The organism is Algoriphagus halophilus (genome assembly GCF_900129785.1).
Lineage (GTDB): Bacteria > Bacteroidota > Bacteroidia > Cytophagales > Cyclobacteriaceae > Algoriphagus > Algoriphagus halophilus.
The window spans coordinates 132,342-152,137 of the sequence record NZ_FSRC01000002.1 but is presented as its reverse complement, the minus strand read 5'-3'; the positions used below and the strand labels follow the sequence as shown (position 1 = coordinate 152,137).

Here is a 19,796-nt window from a genome sequence, read left to right as displayed (position 1 = left end):
AGTTTAGCGTTTGATCATTTTATTGAAGCTGTTTATCCAAGGCTAAAATTGTTTTTAATAACACATTGGCTCCATTGGCAATATCTTCCGGGGAGGAATACTCTTGAGGTGAATGACTGATCCCATCTTTGCTAGGAATAAAAATCATCCCTATTGGTGCAATTCGGGCCATTTCTTGAGCATCATGGCCTGCGCCGCTGGGTAAATGCATGCTGCTTAGGCCTAATTCCTTAGCAGATGATTCTATGACTTTTTGAATTTCCGGATTGGCCAAAGCGGGTTTACTGGCCACTTCGATATGGTGCACACTGACTTCCGTACCACTTTCTTTTGCTAGCAGCTGAGCTTTCTCTTCAATAGCCTGATACACCTGATGGATTTTTTCTGAAGACAAGTCACGGATTTCTACATTCAATTTCACCTCTCCAGGAATTACATTTCCAGCTCCAGGAAAAGCTTCGATTTTTCCTACCGTGGCGACTTGTGCTCCATCGTAGGAATTGACAATTTCATTTACAGCAAGAACTAACCTTGCTGCTGGGAGCATGGGGTCCTTTCTCATATTCATTGGTGTGGTTCCCGCATGGTTTGCAAATCCCTTAAAAGTAAATTCATACCACTCAATCGCGACTATTCCTTCTACCACCCCAATGTCTATTCCCTCTCGATCCAAATTGCCTCCCTGTTCGATGTGTAATTCTAAAAATGCGGCGAGATCTCCTTTGTTTCTTTTGAGCTCCATGATTCGATCTGGGTGGCCTCCAACTGCTTTGATGCCTTCATACTGAGTCAAGCCACTGGAACTTTTGACCTGTAAAGCTTCTGTACTTAATTGGCCAACTAAAGCTCGGCTGCCTACTACGCCTCCTTCTTCATTGGTGAAAAGAATCACTTCAAGCGGGTGGTCGGTATTTACTTGGTTCTCAAAAAGTGTTTGTACTACTTCTATGGCACTCAAGGAACCCACAGGGCCATCGTAATCACCTCCATTAGGGACTTCATCTAAGTGTGATCCAAATGCAATAGGCTTCAGGTCGGGCTTTTTCCCCGCCTTTTTTCCGATCAGATTTCCCGCATAATCCACACTGACGTCCAATCCTGCCTGAAGCATCAATTCTTTGACATAGGCTCTAGCTGCAATATCATGTTTACTGTATGCTACACGATCAGAACCCCCAGCTTGGTTCTTGCCGTAGGTAGCAAGTTGTTGGATCGAATTGGAAAGTCGTTCCTGATTTACTTTTAGATCGGATTGGGCTCGGGTCATTCCGATTGTGATCAGAAAGAGAAAAGGTAGGATGATCTTTTTCATAGGTGATGTACTGAGGTAATTGTTTGGAGTAAAAAGTTACGTGTTTCTATGGATAAGGTAATAAAAAAACCTCTCCAGTAATGAAGAGGTTTTTCCAATTGGTTTATCAATTTGAGAGTTGATTATTTTAACCAAGCAAGTTGGATTTCATCAGGAGCTTTCATTCGATCAGCTACCCTCATGTATCTTTCTGCTAGTTTGGAAAGGTATATTTGTGCTTTGGATGCAGCATCATTCAAGCCGGTCAAGTTTTCTATTTTCCAAAGTTTGACCAAGTGATCGATGATTCTGGCATAATCCCACCCGGTATAGATTCCCACTTTTTGTGTGATTTCAGAAAATCTGGTGTAAATAGATGGATTAGGGCCACCTTCTCCCATCAACACGGCTGGCATAACAATTTGCTTTTTCATCATTTTCTCAAAAGCAAGAATGGCTCCGTTAGGGTCGATTTCAAAAATGCTTGACATGAATGATTTATAAGCTTTTTCATGTCTCGCTTCATCACCAGCGATCGTCTTACAGATTCTGGAAAGGACTGGGTCTCCAGCTTTGTCTGCAAGTTTACCTGTATTTACGTGAGATATTTTTGTAGCTCTTTCCTGGAAAGAGGTATAAATCATGGCCTGATAAGGGTCACTTTCCGACTTCGGGTCAAAACCATTAGTCAATAATCTATGGATCGTGATCTCTACTGCTTTCATGTCCACACGACCTGTCATATACAAGTATTTATTCAACAGATCTCCGTGTCTATTTTCTTCTGCAGTCCAAGCTTTTGACCATCTTACCCAACCAGAAGGGGAAAGTAGGCTTCTATCTTCATTGATACCTTCTAGTAAATTAAAATAGGTTTGATAGGAAGGTAGAGCTTCCTCAGTGATCATATTTCCTACCAAAGAGGTCAGAACTGTATCAGGGATTCCTTCCGCTCGTTTTTGTAATGCTTTGATTTCGTCGTGGATATCTGGATTACCAAAATCAGGCAAAAAGTCAGAGGGCTGCCAGCAGGTTTCCGGGTCTACCAAAATATTTTCAACGGCTTCTCCCACTTGGCCATCTAATTGGGAGATGACCTCCATGTTTTTCTCCAGCTCGTAATCTATTGGTTTTACATTTTTCATAATAATACTTCTTAGGGTGAAGTGATTGATTCGGTTTTTAGACAGTATCTAGTAAAAGACACTTATTTTATCTAACGTATAAATCTTCCACAAGATACGGACAAAAAACCAGATAAGGAGATTTCAAACTTGACATACGATTAGTTTCTTAATTGACAGATACAAAAAAGGGGCTGTTTCAATAATCGTATTGTCACATTGAGCAGTGTCAAAATGTGAAAACATCAATTAGGATACAACCTCTTTCTAAATTTGGAATACCTTTTAATAATCTAATTTATAGGCAACTACTTTATTTTTAAAGAAAGTTGGAACTAAAATTAAATTCTCCTCGGGAATAAAACCAATATCTGCTGTGTTGGATTCTATATCTTTTGTATCCAAAAGAAGAGTTTCCCCATCTCCACTCACAAAATAGATTTCCCCTACCCATCTTGAGGCAACATAATTCCCCTCACCCAAGATGATCAAACCGTCTCCTCCAGTGACAGTTCCATTGATGATTTCAGAACCTCCATCTGGTAAAAATCTTTTCAATCCTGACTCATCCAAACCATAAATATCACCATTCGAATCAACCGCTACTCCGTTCAAGGAGGCGTTTCCTTCTGAAATAGTAGTGACAGTACCTTCATCCAAAACGTGTAACAACCCTTTGTTCATTCCTGAGAAATAAATTTTGCCTTCGTATTGAGCCACATCATTTAAGAATTCAGCTCCTTCTACTGGGTATTTATTTGAGATTGTAGCAGATTCTATGTCAATCTCCACCAATTGATCTATATCTGTGACATAAAGCTTTCCATCTGATATAGCCATTCCTTTTGGGGCATTTAAGCCAGTTACCCAATCTTGAGTGACGATGGTTCCATTTTTATCAATGATGGAGATTGAGCCTTTTCCATCCTTATCCGTAGGAGTTCCTTCAATATTGGAAACATATATTTTGCCTGTAGAAGAGTCGTATAAAACAGATTCACATGTAATAAGAGTTTCTGGTGTCTCCCAAACCATTGTGAGTGTGGGAGTTTTGGCATCTTCCACTACCATTGCTTCAGATTCGTTGGATTCTTCTGTTTTTTGGGGACTACATTGAGTAAGAAGTAAAGTAGCTCCCAAGCCGTAAAGACATGTTTTTAATACACTTTTCATATTCTATTAATTTTTAGTGATTGTCCAATTTTGTTGATTAAAATTGGCAGGTGCAGAGGCCTTGAAACGGTCCTCGATTTTATCCAAGTACATCGTGTTGTATCGGAGTCTGGAAATGTAATTTGGGAGGGTAGGATCTCCATTCCAACAATGCTCAGCACGATCTCCATAGGCCACTTCCCCATTATAGTAAGGATTTTGGGTTTGTTCCAAAAACTCTTCCGTGAGGTATACCGCATTGTTTAAATAGTAATTATCCATATCTCCACAATAAATATTTACTTTCCCTTCTAATTTTGGACCTAAGGTTTCCCAGTCTCTTTCCATGATATAACGAAGGTCGTAATTCTCTTTCCAATATTCAGCAACCTGGGGATCAATTTCACCCGATTTTTTATCCCAAATTGGTTTGGGGTAGCCATCTTCTCCTACAGGGGAATATACTGCCTGCCAAATATCAAATTGCTCCCCTGATCTAGTTTGTACCCCGCCAATCGCTAATTCTCTATGGTTCATATCTTTCACCATGGAAGAAACATGACCTAGGTAATCCCGATGGCCAGGACGCAAAATCTTTTTAAAGTCCCCATCCTGATAATAGGCATTTTGGTCCTCATAAAGATTAATGGTAGTAAAAGCCCTAAAATCAATCGGGTCAGGACAGGCTGCGAAGCAACCATTGTATTCATCTGGATAAAATACCTGAGCAGCTAAAGCTTCCCAACCACCTGTGGACCCTCCATATAAAAATCTGGCCCAACCTTCTCCAATTCCCCTAAATTCTTTTTCTATATAGGGGATAAGTTCATAAGTAATGGCATCACCATAAGGTCCTATATTCTCGGAGTTTACGGCATAGCTGTCATCGTAAAATGGATTGGCGTGCTGAATCTCAATTATAATAAACCGTTTGAAGTCAGGTGAAACCCATTTTTGGTAAAAATCATAGGCTTCTTGTTGTTGAATTTTCTCATATCCATAAATTCCAAAACGAGCAGAATAATCGTCTTCACTTAAATTTGGGTCTGGTGGACTGGTACGAAATCCCCCAAAATCACTAGGGAAATGCCCATGGAATACCATCAAAGGATAATATTGATTGGGATGATCATCAAAACCCTCAGGTAATAAGACATGAGCACCTAAAAACATGTCTCTTCCCCAAAACTCAGACAAGAGTTCGGATTTCATCTTGATATGCTTGATGTATTTAGTGTCCTCTGGTTCTACTACTGGAGGAATTTCTTGATCTATAATAAGCTGAAAGTCGCTCCCTTTTTTCCAATCAATGGAGAGGGGTAATGAATAGATGTTTCCTGGAGTGCTTGCCCATTTTCTACCTTCTCCTTGGTCCATGGCAAGTTTCACTTGGTGGCCATCTGCCCTCTCGAAAGTTTCGTACTTGATAAAGAATGCCTGTACCAAATAGTTCCCTTCCTTTAAATTAGAAAGTTGTTCTATTGGGTATCCAAAACTATCCATTTTGAACTCAATGACAGACCCGGGTTCAAACGACTCTACATCCATTCCGAAAACTTGGGCAGTATTCACGTTGTCAGAAAGAGAAAAGCGGGGCTCTCTTGACTGGTCTTTTGAGAAAAATAAGAGTAATCGCCCATCAGAAATATACTGACCCAGTTCAGAAGCTATTTCAATTTTTATTTCAGGTAAATCATCATTGCTACTACAAGAGGATAGCAGCGCTGAGAATAAGATTAAATAGATGAGTTTTTTCATTTGATGGTGGTTTTTCTATTAAAAGTTAACGATTAACTGTTAGATGAAGCAATTCAAGGGTGAAAAATGAAAAGATATGACTTCCTAGATGGATGAAATGGCCTTTAGTGGAATTTTTTGAAAGGAGTCATAAAAACAAAGTATCTTTCTTTCTTTAATAACTACCAACCAATATGAAGAAAAGCTATTCCCTATTATTAATTGGCTTAATGGCTTGGGCTTGCCAGCCAAAAGAAGCAGCAGTAGATTACACCAGTATGAGTGATGAAGAGCGACTGAAAGTCGCTACAGAAATTGCACATAAAACGATCATGGTAGACGGGCATGTCGATTTGCCTTATCGAATGAAAGTTGGCGGATTTACCTTACAAAGAGAAATTCTTGATGTTTCCGTAAGAACAGATGGCGGGAATTTTGACTACCCCAGAACCAAAGAAGGAGGGTTAGATGCTCCCTTTATGTCTATCTATATCCCAGCAGGAAATCAACAAATCCCTGGAGCCTCCAAAGCATTGGCGGATTCCCTGATTCTTATGACCGAAAGGCTGACAGAGACTTTTCCTGACAAGTTTGCCATGGCTTATAGTCCAGCAGACATCGAGGCCAACTTTGCTTCGGGTAAAATTTCTCTTCCTATGGGAATGGAAAATGGAGCAGGATTGGAAGATGATATTGCCAATGTTGAATATTTTCACAAAAGAGGGATTCGATACATCACACTAACCCATGGAAAGGCAAACCTTATTGGAGATAGTAGTTATGATACAGTAAGGCTTTATAATGGTCTTAGCGAATATGGGAAACAAGTGGTTCAAGAAATGAACCGAGTAGGTATTATGGTAGATGTTTCTCACGTTTCTGATGAAACATTTTTGGATGCTTTGGAAGTGACAAAAGTACCGGTTATAGCTTCTCATTCCTCAGTAAGAAAATTTACTCCTGGATTTGAGAGAAATATGAGTGATGAACTGATCCAAGCCATGGCCAAGAATGGTGGAGTGATGATGATCAATTTTGGGGGAAGTTTCATTGACTCCGCATATGCAGCTGGGTCTGCTAAAGTGCGAGAGCATATTGTCAACTGGCTTGCTGAGAATAACCTAAGTAGAAGCGATTCAGCCGCTCAAGCTTATATCACCCAATATACTGCTGCAAATAACCCTTTTCCAACTGTACAGAAAGTTGCCGATCATATTGACCATGTAGTAGCCTTGGTAGGTATTGACTATGTGGGGCTTGGTTCTGATTTTGATGGAGTGGGAGATTCCTTGCCTACCGGACTGAAAGATGTTTCCATGTATCCTAATCTGATAGCTGAACTTTTGAAAAGAGGTTATTCAGAAGAGGATATCGAGAAAATATGTTCGGGGAATATTTTTAGGGTTTGGAGGGCAGTGGAGGAATATGCTCAAAATCAATAAGGTTAGAATTTAATAAAAAGGCATTTCGTTTTATGAAATGCCTTTTTATTAGTATAATTATTCACCAATTCTAACAAATTTTATATGAAGTTTTTATTTACATCTCTGCTTATTCTTTTGATTTGTATTCAAGGATTTTCACAAACTCAGGGAGCCCAGAGTATATTTTCTACGGGTGTGAGTGGTTGTTATTCTGATTATTATATTACTTTCCATGATCGAGGAGCCTATGAAATTCCTGATGGAGAGCATGAAGCGGTTTTGGTGGTCATAAACCAAGGGAAAAGTGAATGCTATATGGCTAAGGCCAATGTGAAAAATGGTCAGTTAGTTTCACCTACCACGATCCAAAAAGCGGATGGGACATACATCCCAGTAGCCAGGATGTTTAAGGCTTTGGACCAAGACTGGTTGGAAGAGCAGGATTTGGAAACTCTATACACTATCACTGATGGAATGAGTAATGTTTTTCAGACTCAAGAAAAATATCATGTTCGTTTATTTTTTCACACATTTATCCATCCGGATCATGGGGGTAATAAAAAAGCTCCACCGGCTAGTGTCTTATTGAAATCCGATGGAATGTAAGAAAGAAAACCTCTAGAAATAAAATCCCCCCAAAAGTATCATCTTTTTTGGGGGATTTTTTTTGAGTTTATATATTCTACTACATCTTTAATTGTATTTTTTAAAGATAATTATTTACCTATTTTTCAGTGAATTAAGAGTATTTTACTAAATTGGATATAAATATTTTTTTATGAACCCAAATAGCTTTTCATCGTCTCGATTAACGGCGAAAATCCCCATGCTTTCTTTGTTAGGTCTCTTGTTGGTTTTTGGCTGTCAGCCTTCATTACCAGAGGAGGTGGAGTTGGCATATGAGACTTTACCAGAAAAAATAGATTATAATTTCCATGTTAAACCAATTTTGGCTGACCGTTGCTATGCTTGCCATGGTCCAGACGAAGGATCCAGGAAAGCGGGATTGAGATTGGATATTGAGGAAAATGCGTTTATGAAGTTGTCCTCTGGAAATACGGCATTTTCAAAAGGAAGTCTAGGAGGTAGTGAAGTGTATCACCGGATTATTAGTCTAAATCCTGAGACTGTTATGCCTCCGCCAGAATCGAATCTCACTCTTACTCCGGCCGAAATTGCGACCATTGCCAAATGGGTGGAGCAAGGAGCTGAATGGAAAGAGCATTGGTCTTTTTTGAAAGTGGAATCTCCTGCGATTCCTGAAGTTAAAGAGGACTGGAAAAGGAATAATGAGATTGATTATTTTGTTCAAGCTGAATTGGGAAGACAAGGACTTTCTCCTAACCCTCAAGCAGACAAAGAAAGACTTTTGAGAAGAGTGACGATGGATTTGACAGGACTTCCACCTACCATCCAACAGATTGATGATTTTTTAAATGACAACTCTGAACGTGCTTATGAGAAGGTAGTGGATCGACTGCTTGCATCCCAAGAGCATGCGGAACGGTTGACCATGGAATGGCTGGATATAGCCAGATATGCCGATTCTCATGGAGTTTCATTTGATGGTTATAGGGAGGTTTGGCCTTACCGGGATTGGGTGATTAATGCCTTTAAAAATAATATTCCTATCAGTGACTTTATTACCAAACAAGTTGCTGGAGACTTACTTCCAAATGGAACTACTGAAGATAAATTGGCTACGGCATTTTATAGGCTCAATCCCATGGAGGCTTCAGCAGGTTCAATCCAAGAAGAATACAGAGTAGAATATGTGGCTGAAAGAACCGCGACAACTGGTACAGCTTTTCTGGGCCTTACCATTGGATGTGCCAGATGTCATGACCACAAATTTGATCCAATCAGTCAAAAGAATTTTTTCCAACTATCTGCATTTTTCAACAGCATAGACGAATTTGGATTGGGCCCAACCGATTTGAATAGAGCTCCCACCTTGATGCTTTTTAAGGATCATCAAAGGAAAAGTTTGGACTCCTTGGATCAATTAATTCTTCAAAAAGAAAAGGTTTTAAAAGAATATCAAGTGAATGAAATCAAGGATTATGTGGCGACAATATCTCCCGATAAGTTACTTCCAAAAGAAATTGCTTCATATTCGTTTGAATCTTATGAAAAGATAAAAAAGGAAAAGAAAAGAAGAAACCCATTTGCTGAGGAAGAAGCAGAGGAGTACAAGACTAAAACCGCAAAGGAAAAAGCTAAAATTGATTCCCTGAAAAAGGCTAACAAAAAAAAGAAAAAAGAATACGAGGAAATCTTGATCCTTGATAATAATAAAAATGCTGAGGCAACGCTAGGTGTAGAATTGGTGAATGGCTGGAAAGGGAAAGGGTTATTATTTGATGATGATTATGATTATGTCAATTTGAATAAGGTTGGCTTTTTTGATCAATATGATTCATACTCTGCAAGTGTTTGGATTAAACCTCAAGAAAATGAAAAGAGGCATATTCAAAACATCATTGGAAACAGTAATAATTTCTTAGGATTTTACCGAGGATGGGAAATGTTTTTGGATTCCGCAAACCATCTATCTGTACGCCTCATTCATAGACTTCCCGATGATTATCTGGAAGTGAAAACGGAGGAGCCTGTGAAATTTGAGACATGGACTCAAGTAGGGTTTTCCTATGATGGAACTGGGAAAGCAGCAGGTCTTGCACTTTATATGGATGGCGAGAGTCAGCAAGTAAGAGTTGTTTCAGATCAACTTTCACGGAGTATTTTACCTATTGATGAATACACGGCCAAAATTGATACCCTGCCAGTTCGATTAGGAAAAAGCTATCGTCTTTTTTCCTTTGATCCTGGTATTTATAAAGGATACATGGATGAGGTAAAACTCTTTGATCGGGAACTTACTAGTTTGGAAATGGCAAGCTTAGTAGGAAATTCTTCCATTCAATTGTCTTCTGAAAATTCTAAGGAATATCTATTAGCAAAGGAGCAAAAAGCCATTCAACTCAGGAATGATATTCGCTCTCTAAGAAAAGCGAAATTGGAGATTTTGGAATCGACCCAGGAAGTGATGGTAATGGAAGATATGCCTGAACCCAGGCCTACCTTCTTGTTGAAGAGAGGAGTTTATAATGATTATGGAGAAAAAGTTTTACCAAGTACTCCGGAAAATGTCCTTCCTTTTCCTGAAGATTATCCTCAAAATAGGTTAGGGTTGGCAAAATGGATCATAAATCCTGACAATCCTCTGCCATCAAGGGTAATCATTAATAGGTATTGGCAAATGATCTTTGGAACAGGAATCGTTAAGACTTCTGGAGATTTTGGGATTCAGGGAGACCTGCCTACTCATCCTGAATTATTGGATTGGTTGGCGTATGAGTTTATGGATAGTGGTTGGGATTTGAGGGGTATGCTGAAATTGATGGTGATGTCCGCTACCTACCAACAATCTTCTTTTACTGATCCTGAGAAGTACGAGGCTGATCCTGAAAATAAATATTATGCCAGGTCAAGTAGTTATAGACTTCCCGCAGAATTTATCCGAGATAATGCCTTGGCATCCAGTGGTATTTTAGATAAAAAAATCGGAGGGCCAAGTGTAAAGCCGTATCAACCAGAAGGATTATGGGAAGAATTGGGGGATTTCTCATTCAAGTTACATAAATACAAACAGGATACAGGAAGTAACCTCCATCGGAGAAGTCTCTACACATTTACGAGAAGATTTTCTCCTGCACCCTACATGGTCACCTTCGATGCATCCAACAGGGAGATTTGTATTACGAAAAGAGTTAATACAAATACCCCACTTCAAGCGCTTAATTTGTTGAATGGACCTCAGTTTATAGAAGCTTCCAGGTTTATGTCTGAACGGGTAATCAAAGAGGAAGAGACTTTGGAAGATAGACTTAAACTGAGTTTTCGACTGGCTACAGGAGTTACTCCAAATGAGAAATTACTGGCTACCCTAAAAGAATATTATGAAAGTGCCTATTCGCATTTTCAGGAAAATCCTCTATCAGCTGATTCTTTATTGGCTGTGGGAGAATTGCCAAGAGATTTAGCGCTGGACAAAACGCAAACTGCTGCTTTGACCTTAGTGGCAAATTCAATTTTAAATTTTGATGAAACCTATATGAAAAGGTAACCATGGGACACAATCATATACATATACCTTTAACTAGGAGAGAGTTTTTGACAAAAACATCTTTGGGGATGGGAGCTGTTTCGCTCGCCTCCTTATTGAATCCTACCTCGCTTTTCGCATTTGGAAATAAACCTCATTTCGTCCCAAAAGCTAAAAGAATCATATACCTCTACATGGCAGGGGCCCCTTCCCAATTGGACTTATTTGATTACAAGCCTCAGTTGGTTAAAATGAATGGAGAAAATCTGCCTTCAAGCGTATTTGGAGATCGATTGACGGGAACAGCAGCTACCCAGAATTCTTTCCCCATGGTTGGGACACGTTGGAATTTTAAGCAGCATGGAGAAAGTGGGATGTGGATGAGTGATTTGCTTCCGAACATGTCAAAAATCACTGATGAGTTGTGTAAAATTCAGTCCATGCATACGGCCTCTGTTCAACATGAACCTGCGCAGATGTTTACTAATACTGGATCTGAACTACCTGGAAGACCTTCTTTTGGGTCTTGGATCAGTTATGGTTTAGGTTCTGATAATGAGAATTTACCTGCGTTTATTGTCTTGAAAACCGAAGGGTTGGAAGGTGGCTTTGCAGGATTATATTCCAGCGCATTTTTGCCGGCTGAGCACCAAGGAGTGCGGTTTCGTGGAGGAAAAGACCCTGTTTTGTATTTGACGAACCCTCCTGGGGTCACAGAAGCAGCAAGGAGAGAACAGCTGGACTATTTGAAAAAAATGCAGGAAGGTGCTTTTGAATTTTGGGAAGACCCATCTATCAAGGCAAAAATGGCTCAATATGAAATGGCTTTTAGAATGCAGACTTCTGTTCCGGAAGTGGTAGATACCAAAGGTGAGCCAGATTATATTTATGAGCAATACGGGGAGGATAGCAAAAAGTCGGGGACCTTTGCCAGTAATTGTTTGTTGGCAAGGAGATTAGCGGAACGAGGGGTGAAATTTATTCAAGTATACCATGGGGGTTGGGACCATCATAATGATTTGCCTAAAAGTATTGCGAAGCGTGCCAAAGAGGTAGACAAAGCGAGTGCCGCCTTAATTATGGACTTAAAACAAAGAGGTTTATTGGAAGATACTTTGGTGGTGTGGGGAGGAGAATTTGGTAGGACCTGTTTTTCGCAAGGAGAGCTGACCAAGGATAATTTTGGAAGGGATCACCATCCAGACGCCTATACCATGCTTTTGGCTGGAGCAGGAGTGAAAAAGGGGGTGACTTATGGAAGAACAGATGACTTCGGCTACCATGTGGTAGAAAACCCTGTACATGTCCACGACCTCAATGCGACTTTACTTCATTTAATGGGATTGGATCACGAGCGGTTGACTTATAAATTCCAAGGTAGAAGATTCAGATTAACTGATGTGGAAGGGAATGTTGTCAGGGATATTTTAAGCTAAATTTTCAATTAACCTTTCTACAGGCTTGGTTCCCCGCTGCATCAGTGGCGCAAATTTCTATAGGTTTGTCGGATTCTAATTCTGAGAGGTCGGCAACCCATAAATATTCTCCATACCAAGTCATCGAAACTTTATTTGTGTCTGAGATCACTACCACCTCTCTCCAGTCCTGCGGCATGCTAGGACTTTTATTGTCGGTTATTCGAGCAAAGACTTTTCTTGTTCCTACAGCTGAGGTTGTCTGTGCAACATGAGAAATAATAGGCGGAGCTACATCTGCTTGGATTTTTTTGCCAATATAGATTCGTTCTTCTATGGATTCTTCCCCCTCTCCTTGTCCCATAATAATATCCATTCGATGGTCATTGTTGAGATCAGCGAAGACTAAGGAAAGTGTATGAGGGGTGGGATCTCCAGAGAGAATGCTTTCTTGAAGTTTAAATTTTCCAGTTCCATCATTGATCAACAATCGGTCTTCTCCGGTGAGCGAACTAAGGATAAAATCAGGGTCACCATCGGAATCATAATCCAAAAATGCGACATTGTTATCGTCCTCCCCTGGATTGTCTTGGTCCAGCCAAAGCCGAGAGGTAGCATCAAGGAATCGCTTAGCACTGTCATTTAGAAAAATATGCTCACGTCTGGACCAAGATTTTCCATCCACAATTTCCCCATCGTTAACAGTGACTAGGTCCAGGAATCCATCTTGATTGATATCTGCAATTTCAAATTCATAATTATTGGTATATGCGGGTAATATCCTTTTGTCATTGAAATGCCCTTTTCCATTATTTTCAAAAATTCGACTGGTACCACAACGTTTACATGATATGGCAATATCTAAGTCAAAATCATTATCGAAATCAAAGAATTCCAAGTCCCAGGAGAATTGGATTAGAATGTCTGGCATTTGGGAATCTGTAACATCTTCAAATTTTCCAAATCCGTCATTAAGCCATAATAGAGTTTTGCCTCCTTCATTATTCATATTGGAGCCGGGACCCCAATCAGATAAAATTACATCAAGGTCTCCATCTCCATCTACGTCTCCAAATTCCAAATCTCCTACACTTGCCTCCAAATTGGGAAGGTGGGTATCCGTAACTCTGAGAAATGAACCATTTTGCTGCCCAAGGTATAATTCACTTTGGGTTTGAAAAGTGTTTCCTACTAATAAATCTGTAAAACCATCTTGGTTTAAATCACTGGCTTTAATCACTCTAGCATAGAATTTATCCTCACCAAAGACTTGTTTGGTGATTTCTAGAAATGGCGTGTTTGCACCTTGGTTTATAAATACCCTGCTAGACTCTAACGTGCCCGGCTTAGAATAATCTCCCCCATTCGCGAAAATCAGATCTACCTTACCATCCTGATTGAGGTCTGCTGCTTCGACGCGATTTGTCCATTCTGCTGTTTTGGGTAAGTAGATATCCGTTTGGTCTTCCCATAGATAATCAGTTGAGTTATTCGGAGTGAGCTTTTCCTTTGGCTTATTGCATGAGAATAGAAAACAAAAAATAGAGCCAAGAAGAATGAATGATTTGAAAAAATTGATCATTGGGAATAACATTATCCAAATTTAATTTAATCTACAAGAATTTGTATTACATAAATGTAAGGTACAAATGTTATCTTTAAATAAGTCAATTTTAAATGTATGTTGAATATCTTTTTGCAATCAGATTCCACCTTATTTTTTGGGCGTTTTCATTCATTAATAGTCCATCTTCCTATTGGCTTTATTCTCCTGGGAGTAGCAGTCTTTCTTTTGTCACTTTTTAAGAAGTTTCGTTTCTTATTGACTTCCCTTCCTTTGATCCTACTATTGAGTGCTATTAGTGCAATTTTAGCAGTGGTGTTCGGTTTTTTTCTTGCCACTGAAGGAGGGTATCCCGAAGAAACCCTATCCTGGCATAGGTGGATGGGAATTGTCGTTGCCCTACTTTCTGTTGCTTCATTGCTATTGATCTTAGGATTTTTCGATAAAAGTTCATCTGGGATACTGCTTAGGGAGCGATTGAATATCCGTTTTCTTGATTCAGAAATTAATAAACAGAAAAAAAAGCTTGGGTTTTGTTTGGGGATGTTGGCCATCAGCATTTCTGTTACAGGACATTTGGGAGGGAATCTCACACATGGTGAAGGATACCTTTTTGATTATGCCCCTTCCTTTATTCAGGAATTAGTTTCCAATGCTGAATCAGAGAAAGGCAACTTTTCCTTTCCTGAGGATGCAGATTCTACTTTGGTATTTGAACATATAATCCAGCCAGCATTAATTCAAAAATGTGCCTCCTGTCACCAGGGGGAATCAAAAAAAGGAGGGTTGAGTATTATGACATTAAAGGATTTGAAGGTAGGGGGAGAGACAGGTCCTGCGATTGAGGAAGGCTCTTTATCGACCAGTGAATTGTATCAGCGGGTGACATTGAATCCTGAAAGTAAAAAGTTTATGCCCCCCAAAGGCGCGGGACTTTCTTATGGAGAAATAACCCTGCTGAAGTATTGGATTGAAAATGGAATTGATCAACAATTAAGTGTGACGAGTGAAGAGATTCCTAAAGAAATCAAAGAATTGATCGAAAGTACCTATGGGCTTTCTACTAGAAAAAAGGCTCATTATGAAAAAGTAAAAGTAGCAGCTGTTCCTGAAACAACTTTGAATGAGATCAGGGGGAAAGGGTTTAGAATTGCTACGTTATCTGAAGAAAATAATTTTTTGGAGGTAGTCGCAATCGGGAAGTTGAAAAGTGAAAATATTGAGGCATTAAAAGAGATTGGAGAGCAAATCACTTGGCTTGACTTGGGTGAGTCAGATATCAAAGATGAATCCTTAGGGATCATTGCAGAATTCCAGAATCTCACAAAATTATTGTTGGATAATAATCCCATCACGGATAAAGGTGCCTCAGCTTTGGGGAAGTTGAATAACTTAGAAACTGTCAACCTTTATAACACCTCTGTAGGGGATTCTACACTTAATTCGCTTGCTCAAATTAAGAGCTTGCAAAGTGTGTATGTCTGGAATACAAAAGTCAGCAAGGAATTAGCTAGACAGTTGGAAGAAGAGCACCCTAACTTAGCTATTGATATTGGAGACTTGGCCGAAGTCAAGGAGCAAAAGTAGGTAGTAAGGATCTGTTATCTTAACTTTCTTTTTTAAGAGTCTAGAATATTTTACTGTCAAAAAATCCGATTTTTTGAATAAAAAGCATATTTATCGGTCATAATGACTTGAAAATGCACTTGGAGTTGGATTTGCTAAATAAAAAATGTGTTACATCCGGGAAAGGAGAAATGTGAGAAATTCCTGATGTACTCATTCAAATTAGAAACATAAAAAAACCAACTATAATGGATTTCAAACAATTTACAATCAAGTCCCAAGAGGCGATTCAGAAAGCGGTGGAGTTGGCATCAGCTGCAGGTCAGCCTAATATCGAGCCCGCTCATATACTAAAAGGAATTTTCTCGGAGGATGAAAATGTGACCGATTTTTTATTCAAAAAACTCGGTGCAAATAAGCAATTGCTCAATCAGAAATTGGATGAGCAGTTAGAGCGTTTGCCAAAGGTAAGTGGTGGACAACAACCTTACCTAAGTAATGCTGCCAACCAAGTATTGACCAAAGCAAAAGATTATTTGAAAACTTTTGGGGATGAATATGTGGCAATTGAGCATTTACTATTGAGCATTCTGGCGGCAGGGGACCCTGCTTCAAGGATTTTAAAAGATCAGGGGATTTCCGAAAAACCTTTGATCGAGGCAATTAAAGAACTTAGAAAAGGTAATAAAGTGACAGACCCAAATGCAGAAAGTAAATATCAGGCTTTAGAGAAATATTCTAAAAACCTGAACGAAATGGCTAAGAAAGGGAAAATAGATCCCGTTATTGGTCGTGATGAAGAAATTAGAAGGGTTCTTCAAATTTTAGCAAGAAGAACTAAAAATAACCCCATCTTATTAGGTGAGCCCGGTGTAGGTAAAACTGCCATTGTGGAAGGCTTGGCCCAGCGAATTGTATCTGGTGATGTTCCAGAAAACTTAAAATCAAAAACCTTGATCTCTTTGGATATGGGTTTGTTGGTAGCTGGTGCCAAATACAAAGGGGAGTTTGAGGAGCGATTGAAAGCGGTAATCAAAGAAGTGACAGATGCAGAAGGAGAAATTATTCTTTTCATCGATGAGATTCATACACTGATCGGAGCAGGAGGTGGAGGTGAGGGAGCCATGGATGCGGCTAACTTGTTGAAGCCTGCCTTGGCAAGAGGTGAATTACATGCAATCGGTGCTACGACACTCAAAGAATACCAGAAATATATCGAGAAGGATAAAGCATTGGAAAGAAGGTTCCAGGCTGTCATAGTGGATGAGCCGGATGCTGCAGATGCCATTTCCATCTTGAGAGGTATCAAAGACAAATATGAATTGCACCATGGGGTAAGAATCAAGGATGATGCCGTAATCGCTGCTGTGGAGCTTTCCCAAAGATACATTTCGGATCGTTTCCTTCCAGACAAGGCCATTGACTTGATGGATGAGGCCGCAGCCAAATTGAGAATGGAAATAGACTCCCTTCCTCAGGAACTGGATGAATTGAATAGAAGAATCATGCAGTTGGAAATCGAAAGAGAAGCTATTCGTAGAGAAAAAAATAAGGATAAGGAAACCGTCCTTAGCAAAGAATTAGCAGAGCTTTCTGAGAAGAGGGATAGTGTGAAAGCAAAGTGGGAAAGTGAAAAAGCGGTCATTACTGGTATTCAGCGTGAAAAAGAGAATATTGATAAATTCAAATTAGAGGCTGAACAGGCGGAGCGTGCCGGTGATTTCGGGAAAGTAGCGGAGATACGATATGGTAAAATCGGAGAAGCAGAACAAAAGCTAGAATCTTTCAAAAAGCAATTGGCTGAGATGCAATCCGGCTCTCCTTTGTTGAAAGAAGAAGTAGATCATGAAGATATTGCCGCGGTAGTTTCTAAATGGACTGGCATTCCTTTGTCAAAAATGATCCAATCTGAGCGAGAGAAGTTATTGCACCTGGAGGAAGAATTAGGCAAGCGAGTGGCTGGACAAAAAGAAGCAATCACTGCCTTATCTGATGCGGTCAGAAGAAGTAGGGCAGGCTTACAGGATCCGAAACGTCCAATTGGTAGTTTCATCTTCATGGGTACCACTGGGGTAGGTAAGACAGAATTGGCCAAAGCCTTGGCTGAGTACTTATTCAATGATGAAAATGCCATGGTAAGAATTGACATGTCCGAATACCAAGAAAGGCATGCAGTGAGTAGATTGGTGGGAGCGCCTCCAGGATACGTGGGATACGATGAGGGAGGCCAATTGACTGAGGCAGTAAGGAGAAAGCCGTATTCTGTGGTCTTGTTGGATGAGATAGAAAAAGCACATCCAGATGTATTCAACATCTTACTTCAGGTTTTGGACGATGGAAGGTTAACGGATAATAAAGGTAGAATTGCGAGTTTCAAGAATACCATCATCATTTTGACTACTAATATCGGGTCCAATTTGATCCAAGAGCAGTTTGCTGAAATCGAGGAATGGAACAAAGAGGAAATCATGGAAAAAACTAAACAGGAGGCTTTTGATTTATTGAAGCAGTCTGTGCGACCTGAATTCCTAAATAGAATTGATGAGGTGATTATGTTTGAACCATTGAATAAAAAGATCATTCGAAAAATCGTCGATATTCAGTGGAGAGAAATTCAAAAACGACTTGCTGAAGCAAATATTGAAATTGAAGCGACTACAGAAGTTCTGGATTATTTGGGAGAAGTTGGTTTTGATCCCAATTTCGGAGCTAGGCCATTGAAAAGAACTATGCAGCGTCTGATTTTGAATGAATTGTCTAAGCAGATTCTTGCTGGATATATCAAAAATGATTCAGCCGTATTGGTTGACTTAGATGCTGATAAGCAGGTGTATTTTAAAAATATAGATGCTCCTGTTGAAGTGTAATTATAAAATAGGTTAGGTTAAAACCCTCGGAACGTTTAGGTTTCGAGGGTTTTTTTGTGGTTTAAGAATGTTGGTGAGATTCATTTCCACAGCTTGCTTTATCTTTTTTTCTAAAAATGCCTTTGACTTTTTGCCAAAGAGTTGGTTTGATGTAAATAACTTCTCCTAAAATCATATTTTCATCTTCTTCTATTTCAATTTCACCCAATTGGAGAGGTAGTTGGGTGTCATAAAATATAACTTCTTTAACTTTAAAACCGATAAATGAAACTATCAGAGAATTCTTTTGATTTACCAGTGAGTCTGAAATCTCTAACTCAAAATACCCATCAATATCAGTTGAGACTCCGGATTTTTGCCCTTTTATTTGAACTAAAGCACCGGGTATAGGCTCTTTATCTTTAAAATAGTACCTTATTATACGGCCTTTAATGGTTTTATTTTGTGCTTCGGTAGGATCTAAAGGCAAAGGATCATTCATTTCACCAAATACCTTCTCAATCCTCGGTTTAAGAGTCGTTTGAGCCTCAGCAGGAATTGCCAATCCTAGAAACCCTAAAAAACCAAATGCCCATAAACCTGGGGAACAGACTTTTCTGGGAGGAATTTCTTGAACTTCCAATTGGTTTGGTCTAAAAATCCCACAGGTTTTTCCAGAGTTCTTTTTAATGAAATCTAGCACTTCTGTATTACTCATTCCGCGGAAGTCAAGTACTTCTTTTTGGCAAGAGTTACAGAAGCCTCCTTTACTTGTTGGGGTAAAGTTAGAAGGGTTTTCAGAACAAGGTTTTGGTATCGAAATTTTTTCAATCATTCATATAAATTAAGAATTTCTTTATAAGTTCTCTTTAAAAATGGATTCTTGTCTTCTTTTAAATCAGAAATACCATGCTTGAACATTACTTTCAATGTCCCTATTGTCTCGCTGAGATATCAATTCTGATAGATCCCTCTGTTTCCAAACAACAATACATAGAAGATTGCGAGGTCTGTTGCAATCCTATTGAATTAAAAATAGAAATCGAGGAAGGAGAGATCCTTTTATTTGATGCAAATTCAATAGAACAATAAAAAAACCTAAAACGATTTGTTTTAGGTTTTGTGTCATTTTAATATGCTCTTTCCAAGGTTACTATTTCTAGGATTTTAGGAAGCGTTTTTAGGTTTACTGTAATCTCTTTTTCTTCAAACCCCTCTTTATTGAATTCCAACGTCACTTCATGTTGATTAACATTACTTAGGTCTAACGTGAAATTCCCAAAGGTGTCTGTACTTGTTTCAGTGGAGGTTCCTTTCACGGATACCACGGAACCGATCATATCCCTTGAAGCGCAGATCACTTTGCCATTGACTACCTGGTTTTTATGCTTGGTAGTTTGGGCGTCATGGGCAAAGGTCATTGAAACCAAGGTAAGCACAGGAAATAATGCTGAAAAGAGTACTATTCTAGTTTTTTCAGGAATTGAAGGAAAATTCAGCAATCGTTTCAATCCACTGGTTTTGTGGTGATTTGTTAGTTGGTTCATAGATCTACTAATTTCTCATACG

General features: G+C 39.3%; 14 protein-coding genes. 7 read left to right on the top strand and 7 right to left on the bottom strand.

The window, feature by feature from the left end; all coding sequences use genetic code 11:
• Nucleotides 1-19: 19 nt before the first annotated feature.
• The 4 genes from BUR11_RS12590 to BUR11_RS12575 form a co-directional block, all read right to left on the bottom strand.
• Entirely contained in the window at nt 20-1,312 is a 1,293-nt protein-coding gene (locus BUR11_RS12590; RefSeq protein ID WP_074225355.1) for a Zn-dependent hydrolase, read from the bottom strand.
• A 122-nt stretch (nt 1,313-1,434) separates the two neighbouring features.
• The gene (locus BUR11_RS12585; RefSeq protein ID WP_074225354.1) at nt 1,435-2,436 is read right to left on the bottom strand and encodes an acyl-ACP desaturase; all 1,002 of its coding nucleotides are present in this window, start codon (nt 2,434-2,436) and stop codon (nt 1,435-1,437) included.
• A 264-nt stretch (nt 2,437-2,700) separates the two neighbouring features.
• Nucleotides 2,701-3,588 carry an NHL repeat-containing protein gene (locus BUR11_RS12580; protein ID WP_074225353.1) on the bottom strand — a complete coding sequence of 296 codons (888 nt, stop codon included), beginning with the start codon at nt 3,586-3,588 and terminating at the stop codon, nt 2,701-2,703.
• 6 nt (nt 3,589-3,594) lie between these two features.
• Nucleotides 3,595-5,325 (bottom strand): alpha/beta hydrolase-fold protein, encoded by a 1,731-nt coding sequence (locus BUR11_RS12575; RefSeq protein ID WP_074225352.1) that lies wholly within the window; start codon nt 5,323-5,325, stop codon nt 3,595-3,597.
• A gap of 173 nt (nt 5,326-5,498) precedes the next feature.
• Between BUR11_RS12575 and BUR11_RS12570 the strand changes: the two genes are divergently transcribed.
• The 4 genes from BUR11_RS12570 to BUR11_RS12555 all read left to right on the top strand — a co-directional run bounded on the left by BUR11_RS12570 (nt 5,499) and on the right by BUR11_RS12555 (nt 12,272).
• Complete coding sequence (locus BUR11_RS12570; protein ID WP_074225351.1) at nt 5,499-6,746, top strand: dipeptidase; 1,248 nt, start codon at nt 5,499-5,501, stop codon at nt 6,744-6,746.
• An 84-nt stretch (nt 6,747-6,830) separates the two neighbouring features.
• Nucleotides 6,831-7,334, top strand: coding sequence for a hypothetical protein (locus BUR11_RS12565; RefSeq protein ID WP_074225350.1), 504 nt, complete (start codon nt 6,831-6,833; stop codon nt 7,332-7,334).
• A gap of 172 nt (nt 7,335-7,506) precedes the next feature.
• Nucleotides 7,507-10,857: a DUF1553 domain-containing protein gene (locus tag BUR11_RS12560; RefSeq protein ID WP_143185986.1), complete on the top strand. Its 3,351-nt coding sequence runs from the start codon at nt 7,507-7,509 to the stop codon at nt 10,855-10,857.
• A gap of 2 nt (nt 10,858-10,859) precedes the next feature.
• Nucleotides 10,860-12,272 (top strand): DUF1501 domain-containing protein, encoded by a 1,413-nt coding sequence (locus BUR11_RS12555; protein ID WP_074225348.1) that lies wholly within the window; start codon nt 10,860-10,862, stop codon nt 12,270-12,272.
• A 4-nt stretch (nt 12,273-12,276) separates the two neighbouring features.
• Here BUR11_RS12555 and BUR11_RS12550 read toward each other — a convergent pair whose 3' ends face one another.
• On the bottom strand, nt 12,277-13,833 hold the full coding sequence (locus tag BUR11_RS12550; protein ID WP_159439226.1) for an FG-GAP repeat domain-containing protein: 1,557 nt from the start codon (nt 13,831-13,833) through the stop codon (nt 12,277-12,279).
• A 99-nt stretch (nt 13,834-13,932) separates the two neighbouring features.
• Between BUR11_RS12550 and BUR11_RS12545 the strand changes: the two genes are divergently transcribed.
• Together BUR11_RS12545 and clpB are read left to right on the top strand one after the other, a co-directional pair.
• Nucleotides 13,933-15,402 (top strand): c-type cytochrome domain-containing protein, encoded by a 1,470-nt coding sequence (locus tag BUR11_RS12545; RefSeq protein WP_074225346.1) that lies wholly within the window; start codon nt 13,933-13,935, stop codon nt 15,400-15,402.
• Between the two features lie 227 nt (nt 15,403-15,629).
• Nucleotides 15,630-18,248, top strand: a complete 2,619-nt coding sequence (clpB, locus tag BUR11_RS12540; protein WP_074225345.1) for an ATP-dependent chaperone ClpB — start codon at nt 15,630-15,632, stop codon at nt 18,246-18,248.
• 61 nt (nt 18,249-18,309) lie between these two features.
• On the opposite strand, the gene BUR11_RS12535 is transcribed toward clpB, so the two are convergent.
• Nucleotides 18,310-19,062, bottom strand: coding sequence for a carboxypeptidase-like regulatory domain-containing protein (locus BUR11_RS12535; protein ID WP_074225344.1), 753 nt, complete (start codon nt 19,060-19,062; stop codon nt 18,310-18,312).
• Between the two features lie 74 nt (nt 19,063-19,136).
• On the opposite strand from BUR11_RS12535, the gene BUR11_RS12530 reads away from it, so the two are divergent.
• Nucleotides 19,137-19,319, top strand: coding sequence for a CPXCG motif-containing cysteine-rich protein (locus BUR11_RS12530; protein WP_074225343.1), 183 nt, complete (start codon nt 19,137-19,139; stop codon nt 19,317-19,319).
• A 38-nt stretch (nt 19,320-19,357) separates the two neighbouring features.
• On the opposite strand, the gene BUR11_RS12525 is transcribed toward BUR11_RS12530, so the two are convergent.
• A complete protein-coding gene (locus tag BUR11_RS12525; RefSeq protein WP_074225342.1) occupies nt 19,358-19,774 on the bottom strand; it encodes a carboxypeptidase-like regulatory domain-containing protein in 417 nt (138 codons plus the stop codon).
• Between the last annotated feature and the right edge of the window lie 22 nt (nt 19,775-19,796).

Excerpts from the sequence above, each read along its gene's own strand:
- BUR11_RS12535 (WP_074225344.1), bottom strand. The coding sequence starts at position 19,062 with ATGATTGAAAAAATTTCGATACCAAAACCTTGTTCTGAAAACCCTTCT.
- BUR11_RS12560 (WP_143185986.1), top strand. The coding sequence starts at position 7,507 with ATGAACCCAAATAGCTTTTCATCGTCTCGATTAACGGCGAAAATCCCC.
- BUR11_RS12545 (WP_074225346.1), top strand. The coding sequence starts at position 13,933 with ATGTTGAATATCTTTTTGCAATCAGATTCCACCTTATTTTTTGGGCGT.
- BUR11_RS12550 (WP_159439226.1), bottom strand. The coding sequence starts at position 13,833 with ATGATCAATTTTTTCAAATCATTCATTCTTCTTGGCTCTATTTTTTGT.
- BUR11_RS12580 (WP_074225353.1), bottom strand. The coding sequence starts at position 3,588 with ATGAAAAGTGTATTAAAAACATGTCTTTACGGCTTGGGAGCTACTTTA.
- BUR11_RS12590 (WP_074225355.1), bottom strand. The coding sequence starts at position 1,312 with ATGAAAAAGATCATCCTACCTTTTCTCTTTCTGATCACAATCGGAATG.
- clpB (WP_074225345.1), top strand. The coding sequence starts at position 15,630 with ATGGATTTCAAACAATTTACAATCAAGTCCCAAGAGGCGATTCAGAAA.
- BUR11_RS12525 (WP_074225342.1), bottom strand. The coding sequence starts at position 19,774 with ATGAACCAACTAACAAATCACCACAAAACCAGTGGATTGAAACGATTG.
- BUR11_RS12555 (WP_074225348.1), top strand. The coding sequence starts at position 10,860 with ATGGGACACAATCATATACATATACCTTTAACTAGGAGAGAGTTTTTG.
- BUR11_RS12530 (WP_074225343.1), top strand. The coding sequence starts at position 19,137 with ATGCTTGAACATTACTTTCAATGTCCCTATTGTCTCGCTGAGATATCA.
- BUR11_RS12575 (WP_074225352.1), bottom strand. The coding sequence starts at position 5,325 with ATGAAAAAACTCATCTATTTAATCTTATTCTCAGCGCTGCTATCCTCT.
- BUR11_RS12565 (WP_074225350.1), top strand. The coding sequence starts at position 6,831 with ATGAAGTTTTTATTTACATCTCTGCTTATTCTTTTGATTTGTATTCAA.
- BUR11_RS12585 (WP_074225354.1), bottom strand. The coding sequence starts at position 2,436 with ATGAAAAATGTAAAACCAATAGATTACGAGCTGGAGAAAAACATGGAG.
- BUR11_RS12570 (WP_074225351.1), top strand. The coding sequence starts at position 5,499 with ATGAAGAAAAGCTATTCCCTATTATTAATTGGCTTAATGGCTTGGGCT.